The sequence below is a fragment of the Legionella rowbothamii genome, assembly GCF_900639985.1.
Taxonomy (GTDB): Bacteria; Pseudomonadota; Gammaproteobacteria; order Legionellales; family Legionellaceae; genus Legionella; species Legionella rowbothamii.
On sequence record NZ_CAAAIM010000006.1, the window covers coordinates 165,291 to 185,189 of the forward strand.

The window sequence follows — 19,899 nt, forward strand, 5'->3', positions numbered from 1 at the left end:
TTTGAGGCTTAAAACAAGCCTAATAAGCTAAAAATAGCTGAAATATATCATAGAGTATAATATATTTGCAAAATCAAACTGTTAATCACTAAAGATGAAACTCATTTAACGATGTTTATAGGCTAGCAATTTTGAACACTATAGAGTGCAGGTTAAGGCGCTATGTTATTTACCCTCTTACAAAGACCTGATAAGACTTAACAACCTGAATTTTATATTCTTTATTATGAATAAAGCAAAGAACATTAGACAATACATTAGCTGTGATATGCATTGAAAATCCGGTTCGAATTTTAGAAATACCGTAAAAATTACGGTATTTGGCATTGTATGAATAGATTAAAATATGAACACTAATGCCATACAAGGATTTCTATGAAAAGCACTAACGCTCAACAATTAAACCCGCAGATACAAAAGATATTAGATGACTATTTTAACCTTTTATTTAGAACCATCATTACAGCGGCGACTGAAACAAATAATCCCAAACTAGGCTTAGCAGCTTTTAAAGAACTTAATGCCGATGCGGTTGACCTGCTCTTGAAATAACAGAACAAGAAATTACAGAATTTAGTGGAAATGCTATCTGGATCGACGTTTATGAAGCTATTCGATTTATCCAAGAACCGTCACTCCTTAACTTAAAAAGCCATAACAATGGAATTGAACCTGACGTAGCTGAGGGTGCAACTCTATGATGAAGTGAATGAGGAACGATATAAAAGAATCCCAAAAAATGTAAATTCCATTTCCTTAGACCGCGCAATTCGCACAGGCAATATCCCTACGTTCATGCAGCATTTAGGAGAAAGGAATTGACCTGAATACCTTAGATCCTCCCCCCTTCAATTAGCCACTCAATATGGCCAATTTGAAATAGCCAAAATTTTACTGGAACTAGGTTTTGTAAATGAAGATGTTTTAAATAAAGCTATAAAGTCCCTAACATTTTATGAACGGTATCCAGATTTGGTATTATTGTTAACGACCTATAAAAAACAAGCTGGTTTAGAAGAAGCACCTCAACCAGCGAGCGCTAGTTCACTGGAGAGTGTTCATTTAACTGTGTCACCTCATTGTTTATCTAAGCCTCAAAGTTAGCCTGTCTTCAAAATAGATTTGTAGCTGGGAGACGATAAGTGCCCAATTGTGCATGGGCTGATTCCATTTTTCCAGCCAGCGTAGGTCGGGCCAATGGCCCGACGTTCCTCATCCCATCTCACCAAAATCCAATAGATTAAATTTATCATCACATCCCCAATCGTTTCTAAGAATTCCCTTCTGAATAAACCGATGAATACTTGAATACTCCCAATCTGATGGATTTACTACATATCTATGTTTAACCGGATTATAATGAATGTAATTGGCATGATGCTCAAAATCCTTTTCATCACGAATAAGATGCTCCCAAAATCGTTTTTGCCAAATACCCCGCTCCCGCTTATTTTTCCTGATATTCGAAATAGACTCATTGGCTGGCAACTGTTTTGAAAAAGTGCCCTTAATGCAATTCCAACGTACTGAATAATTCCCATCGTCTAGAGGCAAGCTCATGATCATATGAAGATGATCCGGCAGCACAACGATAGCCTCAATACCAAAGGGGTAATACTGCATAGTGTTTTGAAAAGAGAAACGTAATTTATCAATATTCTCAGTGAGCAATTTACTTTTTCTGTTTTGGAGATTGACGGTAAAAAAATAAGAAGCACCGGGAATAATTATTCGTCGATAGCGCATGGCTGGCTTATTGGTTAGTCCATTAAGCCAGATATATAGCAATTAAAAGCTTGGAGAGCAAGAGAATTGTCGGGCCATGGGCCCGACCTACGCTGGCTCCTTTTGGCCTAGAACTGCTTGCAACAGTACATTGGGTGATTGCTCATAACTCAATAAACTCTCAGGATGATGTTATAAAATATACTTATGCTTGGAATGAGCGAAAAAAACAATTTTCAACCTCACAAATTAATCTGGCAATTAATATATTGTCAAGCAAAGGTTGGATTGAAATCTCTCGCTGGAAAAATTAAAAGGTTGACATATGCTCTCCTGTCTTAAAAAACATTAATCAGAATTTTATTATATAAACAGACTCTTAAGTTTTCATATGGAAGAAGGTACTCTTTTATAAATTATTCTGCCGGGAATTGAGCTTGGGATAGAAGCTAAATTCCCGCTTTTTATTGCTTCTTTAAACATTAAATCGCTAGGATCTTGATGTACTTTAAAGTTACAAGCCCCTAATTCTTCCGGTAGTTTAGTAGTATTAAATAATTTGGAAAGTCTGAAATCGTTACACATTAATCCTAAAGCACACTTCTCTATTGTATCTCTTTTTTCTGTATCAAACCCAAGGCAAAAATCTACATTAGCTAATTTGGCCTCTGCAAAAAGCCAAATATAATTTTTCTTTCTATCATTAAAGATAGCATTTCCAAACTGAGTAGATGTTAAATCAGCACCAAGAAAATCTACCTCAGTAAATTTAGTATTGGTAAAGTTTGCCTGTGTTAAATTTGTATTAGCGAAAGATGTATTTTTAAAAGTAGTATTTTTAAAATTCGCTTCAGTTAAATCAGCGCCGTTGAAATTTACATTTTCTAATGAACTACCCTCAAAATTTACATACGCTAACTTACTTCCTGATAACTCAACATTTGCCAAATGAACATGCGATAAATCAATAATATCGCTGCGATTATGAGGAATATCATATTGCCCTTCTGCTATAAAATTTAAAATTGCTTGAATGTCTGTTTGAATATTTTCGTTGCGTGAAGGATTTTTGTAATTAGTATCAATAGAACGATAAATTTTAATATAGGAAATTAAAGTATGAAGGACTGGCCAATAAAAATCCTTATTAGTTCGAGCCAAATTTTCTAAAGCATAAATTCCTCCAACTCTAACTTCTAAATGAGGTGAAGCTAATATTTTTAACATTGCTGTAAAAGTTTCGTTTTCTAACTTATTTTCAGTCATTTTTACATTCAATAGGCTGACTTTAGTATTTTCTTCTTGGCTAGTTTTGATTTGCACTAGCTCATGCCACCCTAAATAAAATGTTGCGATTATTCCAAAAACTTTAAATATCTGAGGAATTGAATATTCTTGTTCATTTTCATTATTAAAATTCAATAAGAATAATATTCCAGCAAAAATAACAATAGAAAATTTGGAGTTAACATTAATTAAATGATATAAAAAAATTAAAAAGCTTAATATTAAAATCAATTGCATAACTTTAGATCTTATTATCTTATTCATTATTATCCGATTCCCATGATTAAAAATTGCATATCATTACTTAGCACAGATCGTATCACAGAGATTTTTTATACTCATATCAAGAAATTAATTAAATCTACTTTTACATTTGCTATTCAACACACCCAGTACTTTATATAATCATCTAGCAATTCTCTGGCTGACTCAAAATCGAATTATTGAACTGCTTGGTGTCCAGCGTTTAGCAATTACCAAGCATTTAAAAAAATATGCAAAGGGAAGAATTGAAAAAAAATAGCACAAGTTCTATTTTGGAACATATGAATAATGAACATAATTAAAGCTTAAAAGTGATAATCCATAGCTGTTACTCAGATAAAGGGAGGAGGCAATTTGCCCCCTCCCTTCCATATGACAAATTTACTTCATCATGAATTGAATAAATTACGGCTAGAGCCGTAGCTAGAGTCAATTTCAAAAATTAGGCATGAAACATTAAAAAGAAATAAAGATAAATCACGAATAAAAAGAGTTAAGATCAAGAATAGACATATAGATTGTCAGCTCAACAGTTGCAAATTTTGCAACTATTCAAAATAGAAACAAATCTTCGGTTATGGAATATAGGAGTTCCTAAATTTCTTTATTCAGGGATAGAACGCACATTACATTTCACTAAGCTCGATTATATAATCCTCGTGTCAAGCTATCTTTAGCGGGAGAAAAGGAGGCATCAGCCCCTCTCTGCTTGGCAATAAACTAGTATGTGCTGCTATTACTTGCTGGAGTAATTCTTATGGTATCGGTTATTTCAAAAGAAAAAACCTTATCTCCTATTTGATAAGTATGTTCCTGTCTTGTTAACAGCAAAGTATCCTGAATATTATGAACAGTTGATAGAGTATGGTCTGAATCGTCAAATTACTTTATGTTGTCGCACTAATATTCTTTCAGCAAATGATATTAAAATATCTGAAGATTTTCAGTTAAGTCCCGCTCAAATAACACAAGTTTTTCAGGAAAAACCAAAACCGGTGACTCTTCATTTTAAATTACCTGAACACTTGATGAAACCCCGATATAAAAACATTAAAGTTAATGTCGGAATTAACGGGTTATATATAAATAGCATTTGACGCAGATTATCTGGTGTCATTAATAAAACAAGATCTTCTATCCCCACAAGAAAATACAACTGGTTACCGTCAAGATGCTATATCAAGTGCTGTTATTAAAGATATTTTACCCATACTCTTCCCCAATAAAACTGTGAGTTTATCCAACAAGGAAAAAAACAAATTAAAATTCAAATGCTTTGAACAAATTAAATCAATTTTGGAAAATAACGGATGTAAAATCATTTATAAGAGAATGCCAAGAAAAGACGATTCATATATACAAGTTCAAGATAAAAGTGGGACATCGATACGGACCACATTTGAAGCATTTCGAAAAAGGTTGGCGAATTCTAACTAGAAGTGCGACAGACAAAAATGCTGTATATTCAAGTTGTTGAATACGAGAATATCAAAGCAAAGGAGTCTGTCGAATGAGGGATTATACTCATTTAACGAAGAATGATCGACAACGATTATATACCTATCTTGATATGGGTTTATCGATAAGAGCGATATCGAAAAAATTATTAAGGCATCCATCTACATTATATAGAGAGGTTAAACGTAATAAAGAGCATGTATATTTGCCTGTTATAGCCCATCAGAAAGCGATATCAAGAGCATCAAATGGTCGTCGAAGCAAACTGGCTGGAGTCCTGAGCAAATATCAGGAAGGATGAAATGTCAGAAGCTCACACTATATGTTTGCCCCGAAACTATTTATCAATATGTATATAAATCAAGAAATAAAGAACTCTATCATTGCTTGCCTTATAAACAACCTAAAAGATATCAACGCTATTCTAGAAAGCAGCATCAGTGCCGCTTTGGTGGAGATATGCGCTTAATTACAGAAAGACCTATTGATGTTAATTCAAGGACACGTTTTGGTCATTGGGAAGGAGATACCACATTAGTTGATCGTAAATCGAGAATGGTTTTTCTTATTAAAAATAATAGCAAGCATTCCCAAGGTGTTATGGAAAAGATAGGTGCTAAGTTTCAAAACTTACCTCAACAAATGTTTAAGTCTATAACCTTCGACCAAGGTGTTGAGTTCGCTAATTATAGGCATCTTGAGGATAATATGAAGTGCAATGTTTACTACTGTGAAACCCATTTTCCTTGGCAGAAGGGAAGTAATGAAAACACGAACGGTCGGTTAAGACGATATTTACCAAAAACAGCTACAATTGATAATGTAACGCAAATAGAGCTTGATTTATTAGCTGATAAAATGAACCTATGTCCAAGAAAGTGTTTGGGATTTAAAATGCCTAAGGAACTGTTTATACAGCAGTATAAAAATGACTGTCGCACTTGGAGCTAGAATGCGCCCTCTGGGGTAGACTGTAACCTGTTGATTCTATTGGTCGGGACGGAAGGATTTGAACCTTCGACCACTAGCACCCCATTCTTAAAAAGACCGTTTTCAAACAGTATCATTTGATATCAAAAATCATCATTAACTTATTGTATTTTATTAATTTTTACCATATGCTATACTTCAAAAAATATCAAACGTTTTCATGTGAGAACTCACGAAAGTACACCTAGAAGTACACCTAATTTTTAAGTGGTGCAATGATGGAAAGACAATTTACAGATGCCTATATTCGATCGCTAAAACCAAATTCTTCTCGCTATGAAGAATTCAGAGATGGAGGTTTTGGTATTCGAGTCACTCCCAAAGGGTTAAAAACATTTCTATACCGATATAAAATCAACGGTCAAAGGCATTTCATAACTATAGGCCACTACCCTGCTATGAGTTTATCGGAAGCCAAAAAACGCTTTATCGATTTAAGCGACATGCGCCATGGGGAGGTAAATCCCAAAGAACAGATCGCAGAACAAAAACAGAAAGACCAGAGTACAGTAAAAAATCTGATACTACACTGGTATACCAATTACATTGAAAAACACCGTGCCCAGCCCCTGCAAGTCTGGCAGCACATCAAGGGAGATATTATTCCCTTATTAGGCAATAAAAAACTCGAACACTTAAAAACTCGTGAGATCACTCAAGCACTGGATAAAATTGTAGGCCGTGGCTCACCAGTTCATGCCAATAAAGTCTTAAGCACGCTAAAACAAGCATTCAACTACGCAGTAAGCCGAGGCGAAATGCTGCTAAATCCTGCCATGACCATACGAGCCAGAGACATAGGCGGTATAGAAAAACCCAGAGAACGCTATTTAACCCTCGATGAAGTAAAAATCCTATGGCAATTCCTCGACAGCGAAGAACACGGCACCTCCTTCCAGATCAGAGCAGCCCTGAAAATCATCCTGCTTACAGGCGTAAGAACAGGCGAAATCCGAGTAGCTAGATGGTCAGAATTCGATTTTGAAAACTCCTTATGGACTATCCCCGCCGAAAATACTAAAACCAACATAGTCATGAGAATTCACCTCACAGAAATAACCAAAAAGGTATTACGAGAGCTTCAAGCACGCAGCGATTCAGAATACGTCATTACAGGCGCAGACGGACAAAGTATTTTATCCGACCGAGCTATGCCAAGAGCCGTGATCAGAATACAATCCCGTGTCGGAATTCCGCACTGGACAGCCCATGATCTAAGACGCACTTTTGCAACCCAGCTTGGAGAGGCTCTGCATGTTGATCCAGTCGTGATTGAAAAATGTTTAGGACATAAGATGCCAAAGATCATGGCGACTTATAATAAAAATGAAATGCTGCCTCAAAGAAAAGAAGCACTAGAAAGGTGGAGCCAACACCTTAAATCCTTATCTCAAAACAATTTAGACGTAGCCTGGATGAAACAACGTGAAATCCAGGAACCCATGAGCGCAGCGAATTCATTCTAATAAGTATCAATTGGCTGTCCATAGCATATGTTCCAAAATGGAACTTATGCTGATTATGCAAAGTTACCTAGAGTTTTTGATAAATTTCAAATCAAATCTTGTAAACTCAGTTTACAAAAACTATAATAACAATATGGAATAGAAGTAATGGTTACAAAACCTTCTAAAAAAACAGACCTAGAGCTTTTTGCTTTGATTGAGCAAAAAATTAAAGAAAGAAACTATCTCTTTGTAAAGCATGCAAAAGAAAGGCAACAACAAAGAAATATTTCAGAACTTGATGTGCTCAATATTTTAGAGGGTAAATCAGGCTATGAGAGAAAAAGAAACAAAAGCAAGGATTCCTATGAATCCAACTACATACATGAAAAACCGCAGGATTGGAAATACTGTATTGAAGGCAAAGATATAGATGAGAAAAAAGTACGAATTATTCTTACATTTGATGACCATCTGATGCCCATTATTACAGTAATCAATTTAAGCGAGGAGGAAATACCATGAAAACTAAAATAGAATCCACATTCCTTTACGAAGGACTTGGTTTTCCTATTGAATTAGAAAATGTAGAAATGATTAACATCAATGACGAATGGCATCCCAAAATTGATGTCCGCTACGTTGCTGATGAAATAATAAAAAAATTGGCTATCCAAGAAGAAAGATTAACAGGTAATCAAGTGAAATTCATTCGTTCCTATTTCTCCATGCCTTTACGTGAATTTGGTGAAACCGTGGTTCATGAATCACACACCGCCGTCAGTAAATGGGAAAAATGTGAAGATGAGATAACCAATATGAATGAAAATACCGAACAGGTATTACGACTCTATATTATCGAACAAACTCAAACCAAGACTAAAGCTGATCAAAAGAATTTTTATTCGAACTTTAGAAGAAGCAGAGCTTTTGTAAAGGCAAAAGGTAAAAAACCCAAACCACTGCAATTAAACCTCTGTGCGTAAATTGTTTGCACTGAATACCAGCCGGTGACATTTTGTCACCAACTGAAATTAACAATTAATGAACAAAGTGGGATTAAGGGAGGTGGCAAATTGCCACCTCCCTTTCAATTGAATAAAACAGGTTATGGAAAACAGGTGATTATTATGACTAAGAAACATTTATCTACTTTTGAAAGAGAAATGCGAGACCCTATTTTTCGTAAACAATTTGAAAAAGAATACCAAGACGAACTTGAAAAATGTCAAAATAACTGTGAGAAAACCAGCCTAAAAAGTAGAAGCACCTCTGACCGTAATTCAAAAAAATGTAAAACTTAAATATACTTTAAACAACTTCCACTTTTGGGGTAACTTTATAAAAAATGAGTGATAAATATAATTTAGAAATTAATATAACCACTTGATTTTTAATTAAATAAATTGAAATTAATGGTTATCTCTAAAAACCTCTAATAAAAACCTACCCTTTGGTAACACGCAAAAAGCCAAAATCCATTCAAATAATCCTATATAAATAACAGGTTACCCCCAACACTCCAGGGTTACGGCCAGAATCGCGGCTAGAGTGAAATCATCTTGCAAACATCCAGAGGAGCAAGCCTTGCTTCTTGCCTGTTTTAGCAATACATAGCAAAAAGCAAAGCTTAATACTCTACTGTTATCGTTTTGCCTCTAATTTTATGCAATTTGAAAATTTATCACAAAAACATTGTTGCTGGGATATGCACGCTATAATATTAAAAAGCACTTTTTATTTTATAAAAAAAATAAAATATTATATTTCATATAGATAAACAGAAAATAAAATTATTTAATGTAATGTTTTTGGTATAAAATTTATTACATGGGTTAATCATGAAATCAATGAGTGACAGCATTTTAAGACGAATCAGAGCGAAACAACACGGTTGGGTTTTCACACCTAAAGATTTTATTGATATTGCACCTCGAAATACAGTAGGCGTGACCTTATACAGGCTGGTTGAAAAAGGTATTATCAGGAAAATTGGGCATGGGATATATGATTTCCCTGTCAAACATTCAAAACTTGGAACTCTATCAGCAAATCCTGATGCAATAGCAAGAGCAATTGCATCAAAAAAGGGTGATATTATTCAACCCGGTGGTGCTCAATTAGCTAATCAGCTTGGCTTTGATGATCAAGTATCAGCTACACCGTCTTATATTGTTTCTGGTGTCTCCCGACAAAAAACCATAGCGAACTATCCAATAAAATTTAGTCATTCAAAATTTATGAATAATATACCTTTAAATCCCCATGTGATTAAGGTACTGAATGCATTAAACCATATTGGAAAGAATCATATTACTGAAGATATGGTGCAGAAAAGTAAAAAAATATTGTCTCAAAGAGACAAAGCCCAACTTAAAAAAATATTGAATCAGTTACCAGACTGGATGATTTACGTTGTTTTAAAAATCCTAGGAAAATAATAATGCAAGATTTATTGGAATTTAGTCCTCAAAAGCGCCAACAAGCTTTTGAAGAAGCCACAGCTCGTTCCACAACAATTAAGAACCCAATTATAATTGAGAAGGATTTTTGGGTATGCAGGACTCTAGATCAAATTTTCTCTAATGAAGACCACTCTCCTCATGTGATTTTTAAAGGAGGAACTTCACTTTGTCACAATTTGAAAATAACTTCATATATATTCAATCAATAACCGGTAGGAAAAACCTTTGACAAACACTCCGATTTAAATAAACATCATCAATAGATAACCATTAAACTAAACTTTCACCACAATTTTTTAACTCCCCAAATCAATGAGCCTAAATCCGTCCAAAACAAGACCGACCTTAACACGACACATCAACCCGGCACAAACCCGACATAGCACAATTCAGCACTAACAAGGGAAAAATAACTGTCGAATATAAAAACCCGACAAAGTGAAACTCTCCAGGCCGACCCACCTCATAACTCTAAAATCTGTTTTTTATGTGTTTACGCGCGCGAGGAAAAATTTTTAAACAATTTTGAACAAAAATAACTAATTGCCAATGCAAAAACTTCTCAGTAAAAAAATATAAGGTTCATTGAATATCATTTAGTATCAAACTCATTTTCCCTATTGACACCCTCCACCAATTTCCTAGAATGAATCAAGTTTAATGCATCTTGGTTATCTAAATATCATCGATTGATAGCGTTTGATATCAATTGAAATGCAAATACAGAGTTAAAACAGGAGTAAAAAATGGATTTCTTATTCGTCACCACATACGAACGGGGCGCACTCAGTGAAATCCCTCTCATGCAACGAGTAGTCTATCTCATGGGCATCCGCCCCTACATGGACAGAAAAACGTTCATAGTCGGCATTAAACGCAAAATCAGTTACCAGTCACTGAGAGAAACACTTTATGTCGCGCCCATCAAAGGCGTAAAAACAGGCTGCCCCAGCCACCAACAAATGAAACGAGTAATTAAATCCCTGGCACGCCAAGATATTATAGAAATTTGTTCAACAAACAAAAACCTCATAGTTAAATGTCTTCTGGCTAATCCATATGAGCCAGTGGACATTGAAAATGAATCTCAGGCTGAAAAAAATCCATCAACACAAATAGAGCAGAATAAGGCACGACCTCAAGAAAATATAAAATCAATAAAAACCCGAAAAGCCAACCTATGTTTCAAAATCAGCTATCAAATCTCAATCCAACAGAAACCTAAAAGATCTATACCTAAAATTCGAAAAATTCTGGCAACTCTACCCACTACCTAGCTATAAATCTGAAGCCTGGAAGCAATTTCAGCAAATTGATCCTGATGAGCAGCTTTTTGCAAATATCATGAATGGGTTACAGGTACAGCTAACCAAACTTAGTCAATCAACATTTTATTGGCCTTATCCTGTAGGCTGGTTGGGTCAAAAGAGTTGGTGTAAAGATCCAGCTACCCAATAAGTTTCTTAAGAAATATTTCGTGTGCAGACGCAAGAAAATTTTGCTTCAATAACTCATTCGCTTGATCACAAAAAATCTGACAAATCTGTTTTTTTCGCCCTGGATTGTCTATCAAAAAGGGAGCGCTATCAGGATTATTAAGAGATGTACACTCTTCTGCATATCTTAGGATCTGTTTTTTATAGTGCGCTGGTTTGTTTCTATCATTAATCTGATCTTTTTTTATTATTTTGTATTTATCTTTTTTTAATATCTGATTAATCACTATTATCATCATCTGATAAGGTAAGAAATCTTCAATTTCCCAATCTGCATCTAAATTACTAGCAATTACGCCATCGTGCCGAGGAAGCGATTCGATATTCACGCAAAGATTTTTGTATGAATTAGGCTTTAGCTGATTTTTCTGTTCTCTTCCTTCGTTATCATTATCAAATATGCAAATAAAATTAGGTTTATAATTCAGATCTCTAGCAAAATGATCATAATATTGTAGATACCCAGCAATTTTAGATGCCCCGCCTGACCAAACAATATTAGGTATGGGTAAGTTAAGATAACTAAATAATGTTTCTAAATATCTTTTATCCTCCTCTCCCTCTACAAGTATATTGTGAGGAAGAACCTCCCACCCATCGTTATTAGTTATTCCTAAATGATTTTTAATCAAGGTAGCTTTTTCGTAATTTGATTTACACTTAAATGGGAATGCAGACATCTCATAGTAATTTTGATTAGGTCTTCTCTGATAAGTTTTGTCTGATATTTCCCCGACGAATAAGTGAGTATCGTTTAACTCATTCAATTTTATGAAATGTTGAGAATGAGTAGTCAGAATAACAGGTTGACCTCTTTTTTCTACAATTTCATGCATAACATTCGAAATTTGCTTTTGCAATCTAGGCTGCAGAAATGCCTCCGGCTCGTCTATACCCCAAACTATATTCTTTTTGGAGTTTTGAGAAATAAATTGCATCAAGGCAAGAAACACAGCTCTTTGTGCTCCACTGCCTTTAGCTGCAATACCATGATTGTTACCATCGTATAGAGTTATCGAGGTCATATTTTTAACAACATCTCTTAATTTATCAAACTCAGCAAATTTAATTCTTAATTCTTTCCCTTTTAAGATACCGTCAAAATTAGTTCACTGTCTGAAACAATCATTTATTTCATTTTCAATATCGGCAATGGCATGTTGAGATAATTCTATAAACTCAGCTAATTTTACTAACGGTGCAGACTGTTTAGATCTTTTTGCGTCTAACGGCATAAGACCGTCCTTCTCGAGAATCACTGAAATTAAATTTGGCAGTACTATATTGTGAGACTCAACATACAAATAATGGAATTGAGAAAGAATATCTTTAACTTTATCTATATTGGAACTCTTACCATTAATAAAGTAATGAGGATCACAATTATTTTTGAAAATAATTTGAAGTGAAATTTCCTCTCCATCTTTTATAAAAGTACCAGTAAGTTCCGTTTTCGCCCCCGCACCACCTGAACCATAAAAAATGTGATGAGGAATATCATGATTTGCTTGATAATTATCTTTCTCATAAATGTGGTTAAAAAACACATTTAAAGCCCGTAAAAAATTAGTCTTTCCGATATTATTTTCTCCACAAATAACTACTGGCCTGGAATCACTGATATCAAGGCATACATCTAAAAGTGAACGATATTTTTTAACATGAAATTTCGAGAATTTAATTTTATTCATTAAACAATATCCTTGTTTCAGACTGGACTATGAAAAAAAAAAGAACTAGATAGTTTTATTACCAATTATTATAGCTTGGCTTTTAAAGTCCGATCATATCGTAATAAAACTCTGCGTCACTGCATCTATCAGCAGTGACGCAGAAATACTTATAGAAAATCTGATTTTAAAATCAACTAATTAACAACTAAAATTCAATCCCACACCACAGGATTGAACAAAATATTCCTCCAAAACCTATTGCCCCAAGATCTCACCTTTGCTAAATTTTTCATAAGCATAACTGATGAGCCTGTGCAACTCAGGCGAAACCTTCGGGTCTTATGCTAAGCCACTCTCATCCCATAACCTGTGGCTGGACGTCTAGTCGGGAATCTGTAGTTCTAGGATAGGCTACCATCGGGTAGATAAGTTAATAATCACTTCTTTATTAACCATGGATCAGCGGCAGCTGTTGTTGGATTGCCGTGCGTTTTTGTATTTAAACAATAAGGAGATAAACCACTAAAAAAACCGTTGTACCAAAATAATCATTAACCTTGATTTGCCCCACCATTTCGAGCCTTGCAGCGCAAGCTGGATATCCTCTTTGAGTGAATCGCTCGACTAACACTAAACCAAAGACAGGGCAAATATATTGATTGAATAAAACTATGCGCAAACACTCTTTAAGACAAATAGCGAGCCAGTATCTGGATCATGATAATAGCGGTAGTCCTCGCGGTAAAAAATATCGTCGCTTTGTTATTCTTAGGATGATAGAGGAGCTCTTTGTGCTTGGGCTTGCTCCATCCAATTGGCCTTGTTTGACCCCAATCCATTTGCAACAACTGCTTCAACATTGGCATAAGAAAAAAGTTAAACCCTCGACCCTAATGAATTACATGACAATCATCCGCAAATTCCTCTGCCATGTAGGTCATAAGGCAGAGAATATTGATAATCTCAGTCTTGGTTTGCAAACTAAGAAAATTAAAAAGAAAACACGGAAATCCCCTAATGATTTATTAGAGAAGATCAAAGATCCTGTTGCCAAAATTCTCTTAAGCTTTCAAATTCATTTTGGTTTGACCTTGAGCGAAGCCATGCGCATTTTGCCCGGAGTACATATTCAAGAACATGAATTATTACTGACCCGAGAAATCACTTTTAATAGCAAGGATAGGAAGATTCCTATTCGCTCTGAAGCTCAAATAAAGCTTATAGAGGATTTTAATCTATTAACCCAAGGGAACGGTTGTCTTATCACTACTCATGGTTACAGAGCTATCTGTTTTAGCTGGCAAAAGGCTATGAAGTCCTTAAGGTTTTCTGGAAAAAAATGCTGGCGTTATCTTTATGCCCAACAATTAAATTCACAATTATCCTCTCAAATATCCCATTACCGCTTGTCCTTACTCATCATGGATGAAATGGGATTGAAATCACGTACCTCACTTTGGAGTTATCTCAATGAGCAATAAACTACGCAGTGCACTTTATTCAGTACACCAATTAATTAAACAAATGCAGGGTTACTCCTATGCCAGTAAGGCAGATATGAAACATATGATTAATCGTTGCATGAAAGACCTACATGAATTGGGTTTCAAAGTTAGTCATTTAAATGGTTTAAAGCCTAAACATATCTACGTGCTTATTGAACACTGGAAAAAGCAAGGTAAGAGTCCTGCAACTATCAAAAATTACATGTCCAAATTGCGTAAACTTGCTTATTTTCTTGATAAACCCAAGCTGGTTAAAACAGGAAATGATTCTTATCAAATTGATAAACGCGCTTATATTCCTACTCAAAACAAAGCCATTCACCATATCGATTTAAACTTATGTACTGATCCGCACATACGCCTTTCGCTTGAAGCGCAAATGCTTTTTGGTTTACGGAGGGAAGAATCAATGAAATTTGTAGTCAGTGAAGCATGGCATGGCGATTGTTTGCATATAAAACCCAGTTGGACAAAAGGCGGTATCGGTCGATTGCTTAAAATCACCAATGAAGAGCAAATGAAATGGCTATCAAAAGTCTGGCAACAAATAAGACGTGGTGAGTCCCTAATACCTGCAGAAAGAACCTATAAACAGCATTTAAGTCATTATCAACAGCAGGCTAAATTAATGGGGGTCCGTAAATTACATGGCCTTCGTCATGCTTATGCTCAACGTCGATATGTCGAATTGACTAAAGAATTTGATTCTTTAAAAGTTGGATTAATTTGCCCGATAGCTGGCGGAAAAACTACTAAAGAACTCAATCGTGAAGAAAAGCAAATTGATAAGCAGGCGAGATCAATCATTAGCCGTGAACTTGGGCATTCCCGTTTAAATATTACTAAAATTTATTTAGGTTAATAATTAAGACTCTGCGAAACAACATAAAAGAACGCATGCTAAGCAGAAGCCCAACATGCGAAATAATCATTTTAATTAGCGTCGACTTCTCTTTTTAGCTTGTGCTAAATCACTAGCGGCAACTGACTTATGATCGCTTGTCGATCTTTTATCTTTTAATTGTTTTGAAGCCTTTGAAGCAATTTTTTTACTTGTAGTCATTATAAACTCCTTTTCTTAATGACAAATTAAATGATCAATTCTTTCTCTTAAAGAGAGAATTCAGATCATATTATCATTAAAGAATGCATTACGGAATAACATTTTTAAATGATTTTATGAGGCAAGTAAGAAGGTTATAAAAAGCTCGATTTTACCAATAAATATACAAAAAACCTTAATTTGCTTCACTATATCAAGGCTAGTTTTGTGTGTCCAGAGACATCAAGCTTTGTTTCTTTATTAAACTATCCCCCCCACACCTTTGAACTTATCAACAAACGCAGCGATCTTTTGAAATACGCTCTGTTTCTTGGTGAGGTATTGCGGATTTAATGGACTCATCTTAGGCAGAATGGCATTAAGCTCTGTTCCTTGGTCACTCGCGTACTCCCGTTTGAGTGAGGAGGCGAGATAGCGTCGGGCTTCTTCGGCATTCAGGCCTTCTGCATTTATCAGCTCATCGGCTTCACGTTGCTGCTCAGCTTGGGCGAAGGCAAAGAATGCTTCGATCACGCCGGACTTTTCGCCAATCTGATCCAGGTCGGTTTGATTGATAAAATCCACTATCAGGCTTTCTTTAGCGCGGTTACCGAGGCTGGCGCGGATCACCCGGCGCACTTCGTCAACCAAATCGACTTTGCTTTTGGTTTTCTTGTTGTGCTCGAAAATCAGTTCCAAAATATAATCTAGGTTGATCTCCTGAGATTTCAGCAGGCCTATCTCGAACACCACGTCATCCCAGTCAATGGTTGATTTTTCTTTCTCTTCTGCTGATTTTTGTCGGCGTTGCCAATCGCGGATGTCGTTGTAGGTAGAACGGTAATCCTGAATCTTTCGTTCAGCTGGCAGGCGTATGGTTTGTAACTCAGCCAGTTTTTCATCATCCAAATAATGTTCTGCTTTAAACGCTTCAACTGCTTCGGGGTTATTCATGTCAAGGCTTTGCAGGGATTTCAGGCTGGCAAACTCATCATAGTTTTGTAGTACGTTCTCTACGCGCAGGTATTCGCCAAAGAGTTTGGCAAAGTCTTTTTTATCGGACTCTTTTTCAATGGCACTCGGATCAGGAAAACGTTGCTCTAGCTCGCTTACCACATCCATAAAACCGCGTCTTGCTTCACCAGTCACCACATCGGTAAAGCCTTCCATGTATTCCTTATAGCTCTTTTCTAGCACCACGTTTTTGGTGTTTTTATCGCCAAATAGGGTAATAGCATCCACTGTTGCCGTTTCCAAGTCTCGGAATGTGACAATATTACCAAAGGTTTTGGTTGAATCATAAATGCGGTTAGTGCGCGAAAAGGCTTGTATCAAACCGTGGTAACGTAGGTTTTTGTCCACAAACAGAGTATTAAGCGTAGGCGCATCAAAGCCGGTGAGGAACATTCCCACCACTATAAGCAAATCGATTTCCTTGTTTTTCACTCGCTTGGCTAAATCACGGTAATAATTCTGGAAGCCTTTACTATCAACACTGAAATTGGTTTTAAAAAAGACGTTGTAATCGCCTATCGCCGCGTTTAAAAACTCTTTGGCGCTACTATTCATAGCTGAAACATCAAAGCTTTCATCCAGAATTTCACCCACCGCATCCTGCTCTTCATTGGCAGCAAAGGAAAATATGGTGGCGATTTTCAACGGCTTGTACTTGTTTTTATATAAAGGGGCGGCCTGCAACTTGTTCAGCGTCTCATAATAGAGCTTAGCTGCATCCACACTGCTCACGGCGAACATGGCATTAAAGCCCCTGGCGTTCAGCTGCAATCGGTGGGTCTTCTGGCGGTAGTTGTTCAGAATATACTGGGAAATTTCGCGAATACGTTCTGGGTGCAACAGCGCCTCTTTATTTTCTGCGGCAGATAGTTTCTTCTCATCCTGTTCAGTTTCAATAGCCTTAAACTTGTGGCGCACATCGTTATAGTCCACCTTGAACTTGAGCACTTTCTCATCGCGTATTGCGTCGGTTATCACATAGGAATGCAATTCACGGCCAAATACGCTGGCGGTAGTTTCCGCACCTAAAGCGTTTATGGGGAAGATGGGCGTGCCGGTAAAGCCAAATTGAAAGAACCGTTTGAATTTCTTGTTCAGGTTTTTCTGAGCTTCACCAAACTGGCTGCGGTGGCATTCATCAAAAATAAACACCACCTGCTTGTTGTAGATGGGCAGATCTCCTTCGTTTTTCATTAGGTTGTTGAGCTTCTGGATGGTGGTGACAATGATCTTATTATCATCTTTATCCAGATTGCGCTTTAAGCCTGCGGTACTGTCTGAGCCGTTCACACTGTCGGGTGAAAAGCGCTGGTATTCTTTCATGGTCTGGTAGTCAAGATCTTTTCGGTCCACCACAAAAAATACCTTGTCGACAAATGGCAGTTCTGTAGCCAAACGTGCGGCTTTAAAGCTGGTTAAGGTTTTACCAGAGCCGGTGGTATGCCAGATAAAACCGCCACTATCGGGTTTGCTCCAGCTTTTGGCGTTATACGAGCTTTTAATCTTCCACAAAATACGCTCGGTGGCAGCGATCTGGTAGGGGCGCATAACGAGCAATGTGTCACTCACATCAAACACCGAATAATGCAACAACACATTAAGCAGAGCGTGCTTCTGAAAGAAAGTGGCGGTAAAATCTTTCAGGTCTTTAATCAGACTGTTATCTGCTTTAGCCCAGTGCATAGTGAAATCAAAGCTGTTTTTGTTGCGCTGGGTGGTATTAGCAAAATAGCGGCTATCGGTGCCGTTAGAGATGACAAACAACTGCAAGTACTTATACAGCGAATCCTCGCTGTTAAAGCTCTCTTTGCTGTAACGATGTACTTGGTTAAAAGCTTCACGTATGGCTACGCCACGTTTTTTCAGCTCGACTTGTACCAGAGGTAAACCGTTCACCAGAATAGTTATATCATAACGATTGGCATGGCTGCCGGTTTGTTCAAACTGCTTGATTATCTGAACTTTGTTGCGGGTGATATTGTTTTTATCCAGCAGATAAATATTTTTAATGCGGCCATCGTCAAACACAAAGTCGTGAATATAGTTATCGTGGATTTTTCGGGTTTTGTCTATGATGGTGTCACTCGGCTTGTCTAGATAAGTCTCCACAAAACGCCGCCACTCACTATCATGAAACTCCACGTTATTAAGAGACTGCAGTTGAACACGCACATTAGCCAACATGGCCTGTGGGGTCTTCAGTCCAGGTAGGTACTCATAACCCTGGTTTTGCAAATCCTGAATAAGCTCACGCTCTAACGAATCTTCGCTCTGGTAGCTTTCGGCCACTTTCCATTCTTTTTTGTATTTATCCAGAACGATAAAGTTGTTCGATTCAGCGATGGACTTTGTGTAATTAACCATTTTGTTCTTCCTCCTGCCAAAAGCGATACTCATTTTTTAAATGTTCAAGCAACAACTTCACCGTTTGTTTCTCTGGCGCTGTTGGCTCGGCCACTTCTTCATTAGATAGGGTGCGATGGCTGTAAAAATGCATAACTCGCTTTGAATATGACTGCTTGTTTTCAGGTAATAAATCTGACCATTTAGGGTAGCCTAGAAAGTTTGCGGCCTTTTCATACAGATTCCGAAGCAGCGTAAAATGGTAGCGTTGAACTTCATTCTTCTCGATGGCTTGCTCAATAATCCGTTTAATATAGAGGTGGTAAGAGAAGCTTTTATTGGAATCACCTTTTTTATCTTCAAGTTCGAAGGTTCCATCTTCAAAGAGTTTGAGGATGTACCCACACTCTGGTTTAACCTCATTATAAAGCACGTTGTAAAATAATGGGTTGTGAGTGGACACGATGAACTTAAGCCCTGAATCGCTTAACCTTATTAGCTCCGCCAAATCAATAGCCAGTTCAATCAAGTGGTTCTCATCTAACGAACTGACTGGATCATCAATGAAGACGTATTCTAGCTGGTCAAATTGGTTGGTTTCTCGTTCTGTTGACTCAGCGACATTGAGGATAGTAATTACCTGATCCAGCAGGGTGTAAAAGATACTCCATATAAAGTTACTTTCTTCGCCTTTGGAGATTTTCAGGTTGCCCAAGTGTTCATCGTTACCACGTTCAAGGGAGAAAGTTACTTCTGAAAACGCCTTTACTGTAACCTCTTTTTCATCTTTGACTTTAGTTTTGTATTCTTCATTAAAACGAGGGGTAAGCTTGTCATTTGCATAACGCTGAAAGTTGGCAATGATATTTTGATCTTGCCCTTGTTCTTTCAGAATCCAGTCGGTAAATGAATTAGGCTGGATTTTCAGCTTGGGTTCAGCATCACTTTCTAAATCATTATCCCAATAGAACAAGTCTTCGGTAAAGGCGTTGTAGTAGAGTATTTTGTTGCGTGACAACTCAGGACGATCTACTTCATCACTTCCCTCATCACTATCATTTTTGGGCGCAATCAGTTCCTTAAAGGCCCGCGAAAGGCGCGTTTTACCCGTACCATTAAAAGCGTAGATCAACTGCACTTTTTTATGGGCGTCTCTTATCTCCTGAGCTATTTCTGTTAGCGTCTGGTTCAT

General features: G+C 36.7%; 17 protein-coding genes and 1 pseudogene. 11 read left to right on the forward strand and 7 right to left on the reverse strand.

What is annotated here, in order from left to right; genetic code table 11:
• The first annotated feature begins 375 nt into the window (after nt 1-375).
• The gene (locus E1P08_RS17185; RefSeq protein ID WP_165485162.1) at nt 376-552 is read left to right on the forward strand and encodes a hypothetical protein; all 177 of its coding nucleotides are present in this window, start codon (nt 376-378) and stop codon (nt 550-552) included.
• A 660-nt stretch (nt 553-1,212) separates the two neighbouring features.
• Here the strand turns inward: E1P08_RS17185 and E1P08_RS11480 are convergent.
• A complete protein-coding gene (locus tag E1P08_RS11480) occupies nt 1,213-1,746 on the reverse strand; it encodes an REP-associated tyrosine transposase (RefSeq protein WP_133137163.1) in 534 nt (177 codons plus the stop codon).
• A 366-nt stretch (nt 1,747-2,112) separates the two neighbouring features.
• The gene (locus E1P08_RS11485; protein WP_133137164.1) at nt 2,113-3,276 is read right to left on the reverse strand and encodes a pentapeptide repeat-containing protein; all 1,164 of its coding nucleotides are present in this window, start codon (nt 3,274-3,276) and stop codon (nt 2,113-2,115) included.
• A 1,510-nt stretch (nt 3,277-4,786) separates the two neighbouring features.
• On the opposite strand from E1P08_RS11485, the pseudogene E1P08_RS11490 reads away from it, so the two are divergent.
• From E1P08_RS11490 to E1P08_RS11520, 8 genes and pseudogenes are all read left to right on the forward strand, one after another.
• Nucleotides 4,787-5,685, forward strand: a pseudogene (locus E1P08_RS11490) (IS30 family transposase).
• 254 nt (nt 5,686-5,939) lie between these two features.
• Nucleotides 5,940-7,190: a tyrosine-type recombinase/integrase gene (locus tag E1P08_RS11495; protein ID WP_242602441.1), complete on the forward strand. Its 1,251-nt coding sequence runs from the start codon at nt 5,940-5,942 to the stop codon at nt 7,188-7,190.
• 147 nt (nt 7,191-7,337) lie between these two features.
• Complete coding sequence (locus E1P08_RS11500; protein WP_133137165.1) at nt 7,338-7,694, forward strand: DUF4258 domain-containing protein; 357 nt, start codon at nt 7,338-7,340, stop codon at nt 7,692-7,694.
• Nucleotides 7,691-8,155: a hypothetical protein gene (locus E1P08_RS11505; protein WP_058515894.1), complete on the forward strand. Its 465-nt coding sequence runs from the start codon at nt 7,691-7,693 to the stop codon at nt 8,153-8,155. Before E1P08_RS11500 ends, E1P08_RS11505 begins: the two co-directional genes overlap by 4 nt.
• 144 nt (nt 8,156-8,299) lie before the next feature.
• Nucleotides 8,300-8,473: a hypothetical protein gene (locus tag E1P08_RS17190; RefSeq protein WP_165485156.1), complete on the forward strand. Its 174-nt coding sequence runs from the start codon at nt 8,300-8,302 to the stop codon at nt 8,471-8,473.
• A 537-nt stretch (nt 8,474-9,010) separates the two neighbouring features.
• Nucleotides 9,011-9,610, forward strand: a complete 600-nt coding sequence (locus tag E1P08_RS11510; RefSeq protein ID WP_133137166.1) for a DUF6088 family protein — start codon at nt 9,011-9,013, stop codon at nt 9,608-9,610.
• A gap of 2 nt (nt 9,611-9,612) precedes the next feature.
• Nucleotides 9,613-9,843 (forward strand): hypothetical protein, encoded by a 231-nt coding sequence (locus E1P08_RS11515; RefSeq protein ID WP_133137167.1) that lies wholly within the window; start codon nt 9,613-9,615, stop codon nt 9,841-9,843.
• A 537-nt stretch (nt 9,844-10,380) separates the two neighbouring features.
• The gene (locus E1P08_RS11520) at nt 10,381-10,911 is read left to right on the forward strand and encodes a Vir protein (RefSeq protein WP_242602442.1); all 531 of its coding nucleotides are present in this window, start codon (nt 10,381-10,383) and stop codon (nt 10,909-10,911) included.
• A gap of 170 nt (nt 10,912-11,081) precedes the next feature.
• On the opposite strand, the gene E1P08_RS17350 is transcribed toward E1P08_RS11520, so the two are convergent.
• Nucleotides 11,082-12,224 (reverse strand): ATP-dependent nuclease, encoded by a 1,143-nt coding sequence (locus tag E1P08_RS17350; RefSeq protein ID WP_341272485.1) that lies wholly within the window; start codon nt 12,222-12,224, stop codon nt 11,082-11,084.
• Between the two features lie 15 nt (nt 12,225-12,239).
• Nucleotides 12,240-12,821, reverse strand: a complete 582-nt coding sequence (locus tag E1P08_RS17355; protein ID WP_207387366.1) for an AAA family ATPase — start codon at nt 12,819-12,821, stop codon at nt 12,240-12,242.
• 653 nt (nt 12,822-13,474) lie between these two features.
• Here E1P08_RS17355 and E1P08_RS11530 point away from each other — a divergent pair.
• The gene (locus E1P08_RS11530) at nt 13,475-14,284 is read left to right on the forward strand and encodes a phage integrase N-terminal domain-containing protein (protein WP_133137168.1); all 810 of its coding nucleotides are present in this window, start codon (nt 13,475-13,477) and stop codon (nt 14,282-14,284) included.
• Nucleotides 14,274-15,170 (forward strand): phage integrase N-terminal domain-containing protein, encoded by an 897-nt coding sequence (locus E1P08_RS11535; RefSeq protein ID WP_133137169.1) that lies wholly within the window; start codon nt 14,274-14,276, stop codon nt 15,168-15,170. Before E1P08_RS11530 ends, E1P08_RS11535 begins: the two co-directional genes overlap by 11 nt.
• Nucleotides 15,171-15,245: 75 nt before the next feature.
• Here the strand turns inward: E1P08_RS11535 and E1P08_RS17645 are convergent, their stop codons facing one another.
• The 3 genes from E1P08_RS17645 to E1P08_RS11545 form a co-directional block, all read right to left on the reverse strand.
• Entirely contained in the window at nt 15,246-15,371 is a 126-nt protein-coding gene (locus E1P08_RS17645; protein WP_278042902.1) for a hypothetical protein, read from the reverse strand.
• Nucleotides 15,372-15,611: 240 nt separating this feature from the next.
• Nucleotides 15,612-18,728, reverse strand: a complete 3,117-nt coding sequence (locus tag E1P08_RS11540) for a type I restriction endonuclease subunit R (RefSeq protein WP_133137170.1) — start codon at nt 18,726-18,728, stop codon at nt 15,612-15,614.
• Nucleotides 18,721-19,899, reverse strand: a complete 1,179-nt coding sequence (locus E1P08_RS11545) for an ATP-binding protein (RefSeq protein WP_133137171.1) — start codon at nt 19,897-19,899, stop codon at nt 18,721-18,723. The genes E1P08_RS11540 and E1P08_RS11545 overlap by 8 nt, the downstream gene beginning before the upstream one ends.

Excerpts from the sequence above, each read along its gene's own strand:
- E1P08_RS17185 (WP_165485162.1), top strand. The coding sequence starts at position 376 with ATGAAAAGCACTAACGCTCAACAATTAAACCCGCAGATACAAAAGATA.
- E1P08_RS11480 (WP_133137163.1), bottom strand. The coding sequence starts at position 1,746 with ATGCGCTATCGACGAATAATTATTCCCGGTGCTTCTTATTTTTTTACC.
- E1P08_RS11485 (WP_133137164.1), bottom strand. The coding sequence starts at position 3,276 with ATGAATAAGATAATAAGATCTAAAGTTATGCAATTGATTTTAATATTA.
- E1P08_RS11495 (WP_242602441.1), top strand. The coding sequence starts at position 5,940 with ATGATGGAAAGACAATTTACAGATGCCTATATTCGATCGCTAAAACCA.
- E1P08_RS11500 (WP_133137165.1), top strand. The coding sequence starts at position 7,338 with ATGGTTACAAAACCTTCTAAAAAAACAGACCTAGAGCTTTTTGCTTTG.
- E1P08_RS11505 (WP_058515894.1), top strand. The coding sequence starts at position 7,691 with ATGAAAACTAAAATAGAATCCACATTCCTTTACGAAGGACTTGGTTTT.
- E1P08_RS17190 (WP_165485156.1), top strand. The coding sequence starts at position 8,300 with ATGACTAAGAAACATTTATCTACTTTTGAAAGAGAAATGCGAGACCCT.
- E1P08_RS11510 (WP_133137166.1), top strand. The coding sequence starts at position 9,011 with ATGAAATCAATGAGTGACAGCATTTTAAGACGAATCAGAGCGAAACAA.
- E1P08_RS11515 (WP_133137167.1), top strand. The coding sequence starts at position 9,613 with ATGCAAGATTTATTGGAATTTAGTCCTCAAAAGCGCCAACAAGCTTTT.
- E1P08_RS11520 (WP_242602442.1), top strand. The coding sequence starts at position 10,381 with ATGGATTTCTTATTCGTCACCACATACGAACGGGGCGCACTCAGTGAA.
- E1P08_RS17355 (WP_207387366.1), bottom strand. The coding sequence starts at position 12,821 with ATGAATAAAATTAAATTCTCGAAATTTCATGTTAAAAAATATCGTTCA.
- E1P08_RS11530 (WP_133137168.1), top strand. The coding sequence starts at position 13,475 with ATGCGCAAACACTCTTTAAGACAAATAGCGAGCCAGTATCTGGATCAT.
- E1P08_RS11535 (WP_133137169.1), top strand. The coding sequence starts at position 14,274 with ATGAGCAATAAACTACGCAGTGCACTTTATTCAGTACACCAATTAATT.
- E1P08_RS17645 (WP_278042902.1), bottom strand. The coding sequence starts at position 15,371 with ATGACTACAAGTAAAAAAATTGCTTCAAAGGCTTCAAAACAATTAAAA.
- E1P08_RS11540 (WP_133137170.1), bottom strand. The coding sequence starts at position 18,728 with ATGGTTAATTACACAAAGTCCATCGCTGAATCGAACAACTTTATCGTT.
- E1P08_RS11545 (WP_133137171.1), bottom strand. The coding sequence starts at position 19,899 with ATGAACCAGACGCTAACAGAAATAGCTCAGGAGATAAGAGACGCCCAT.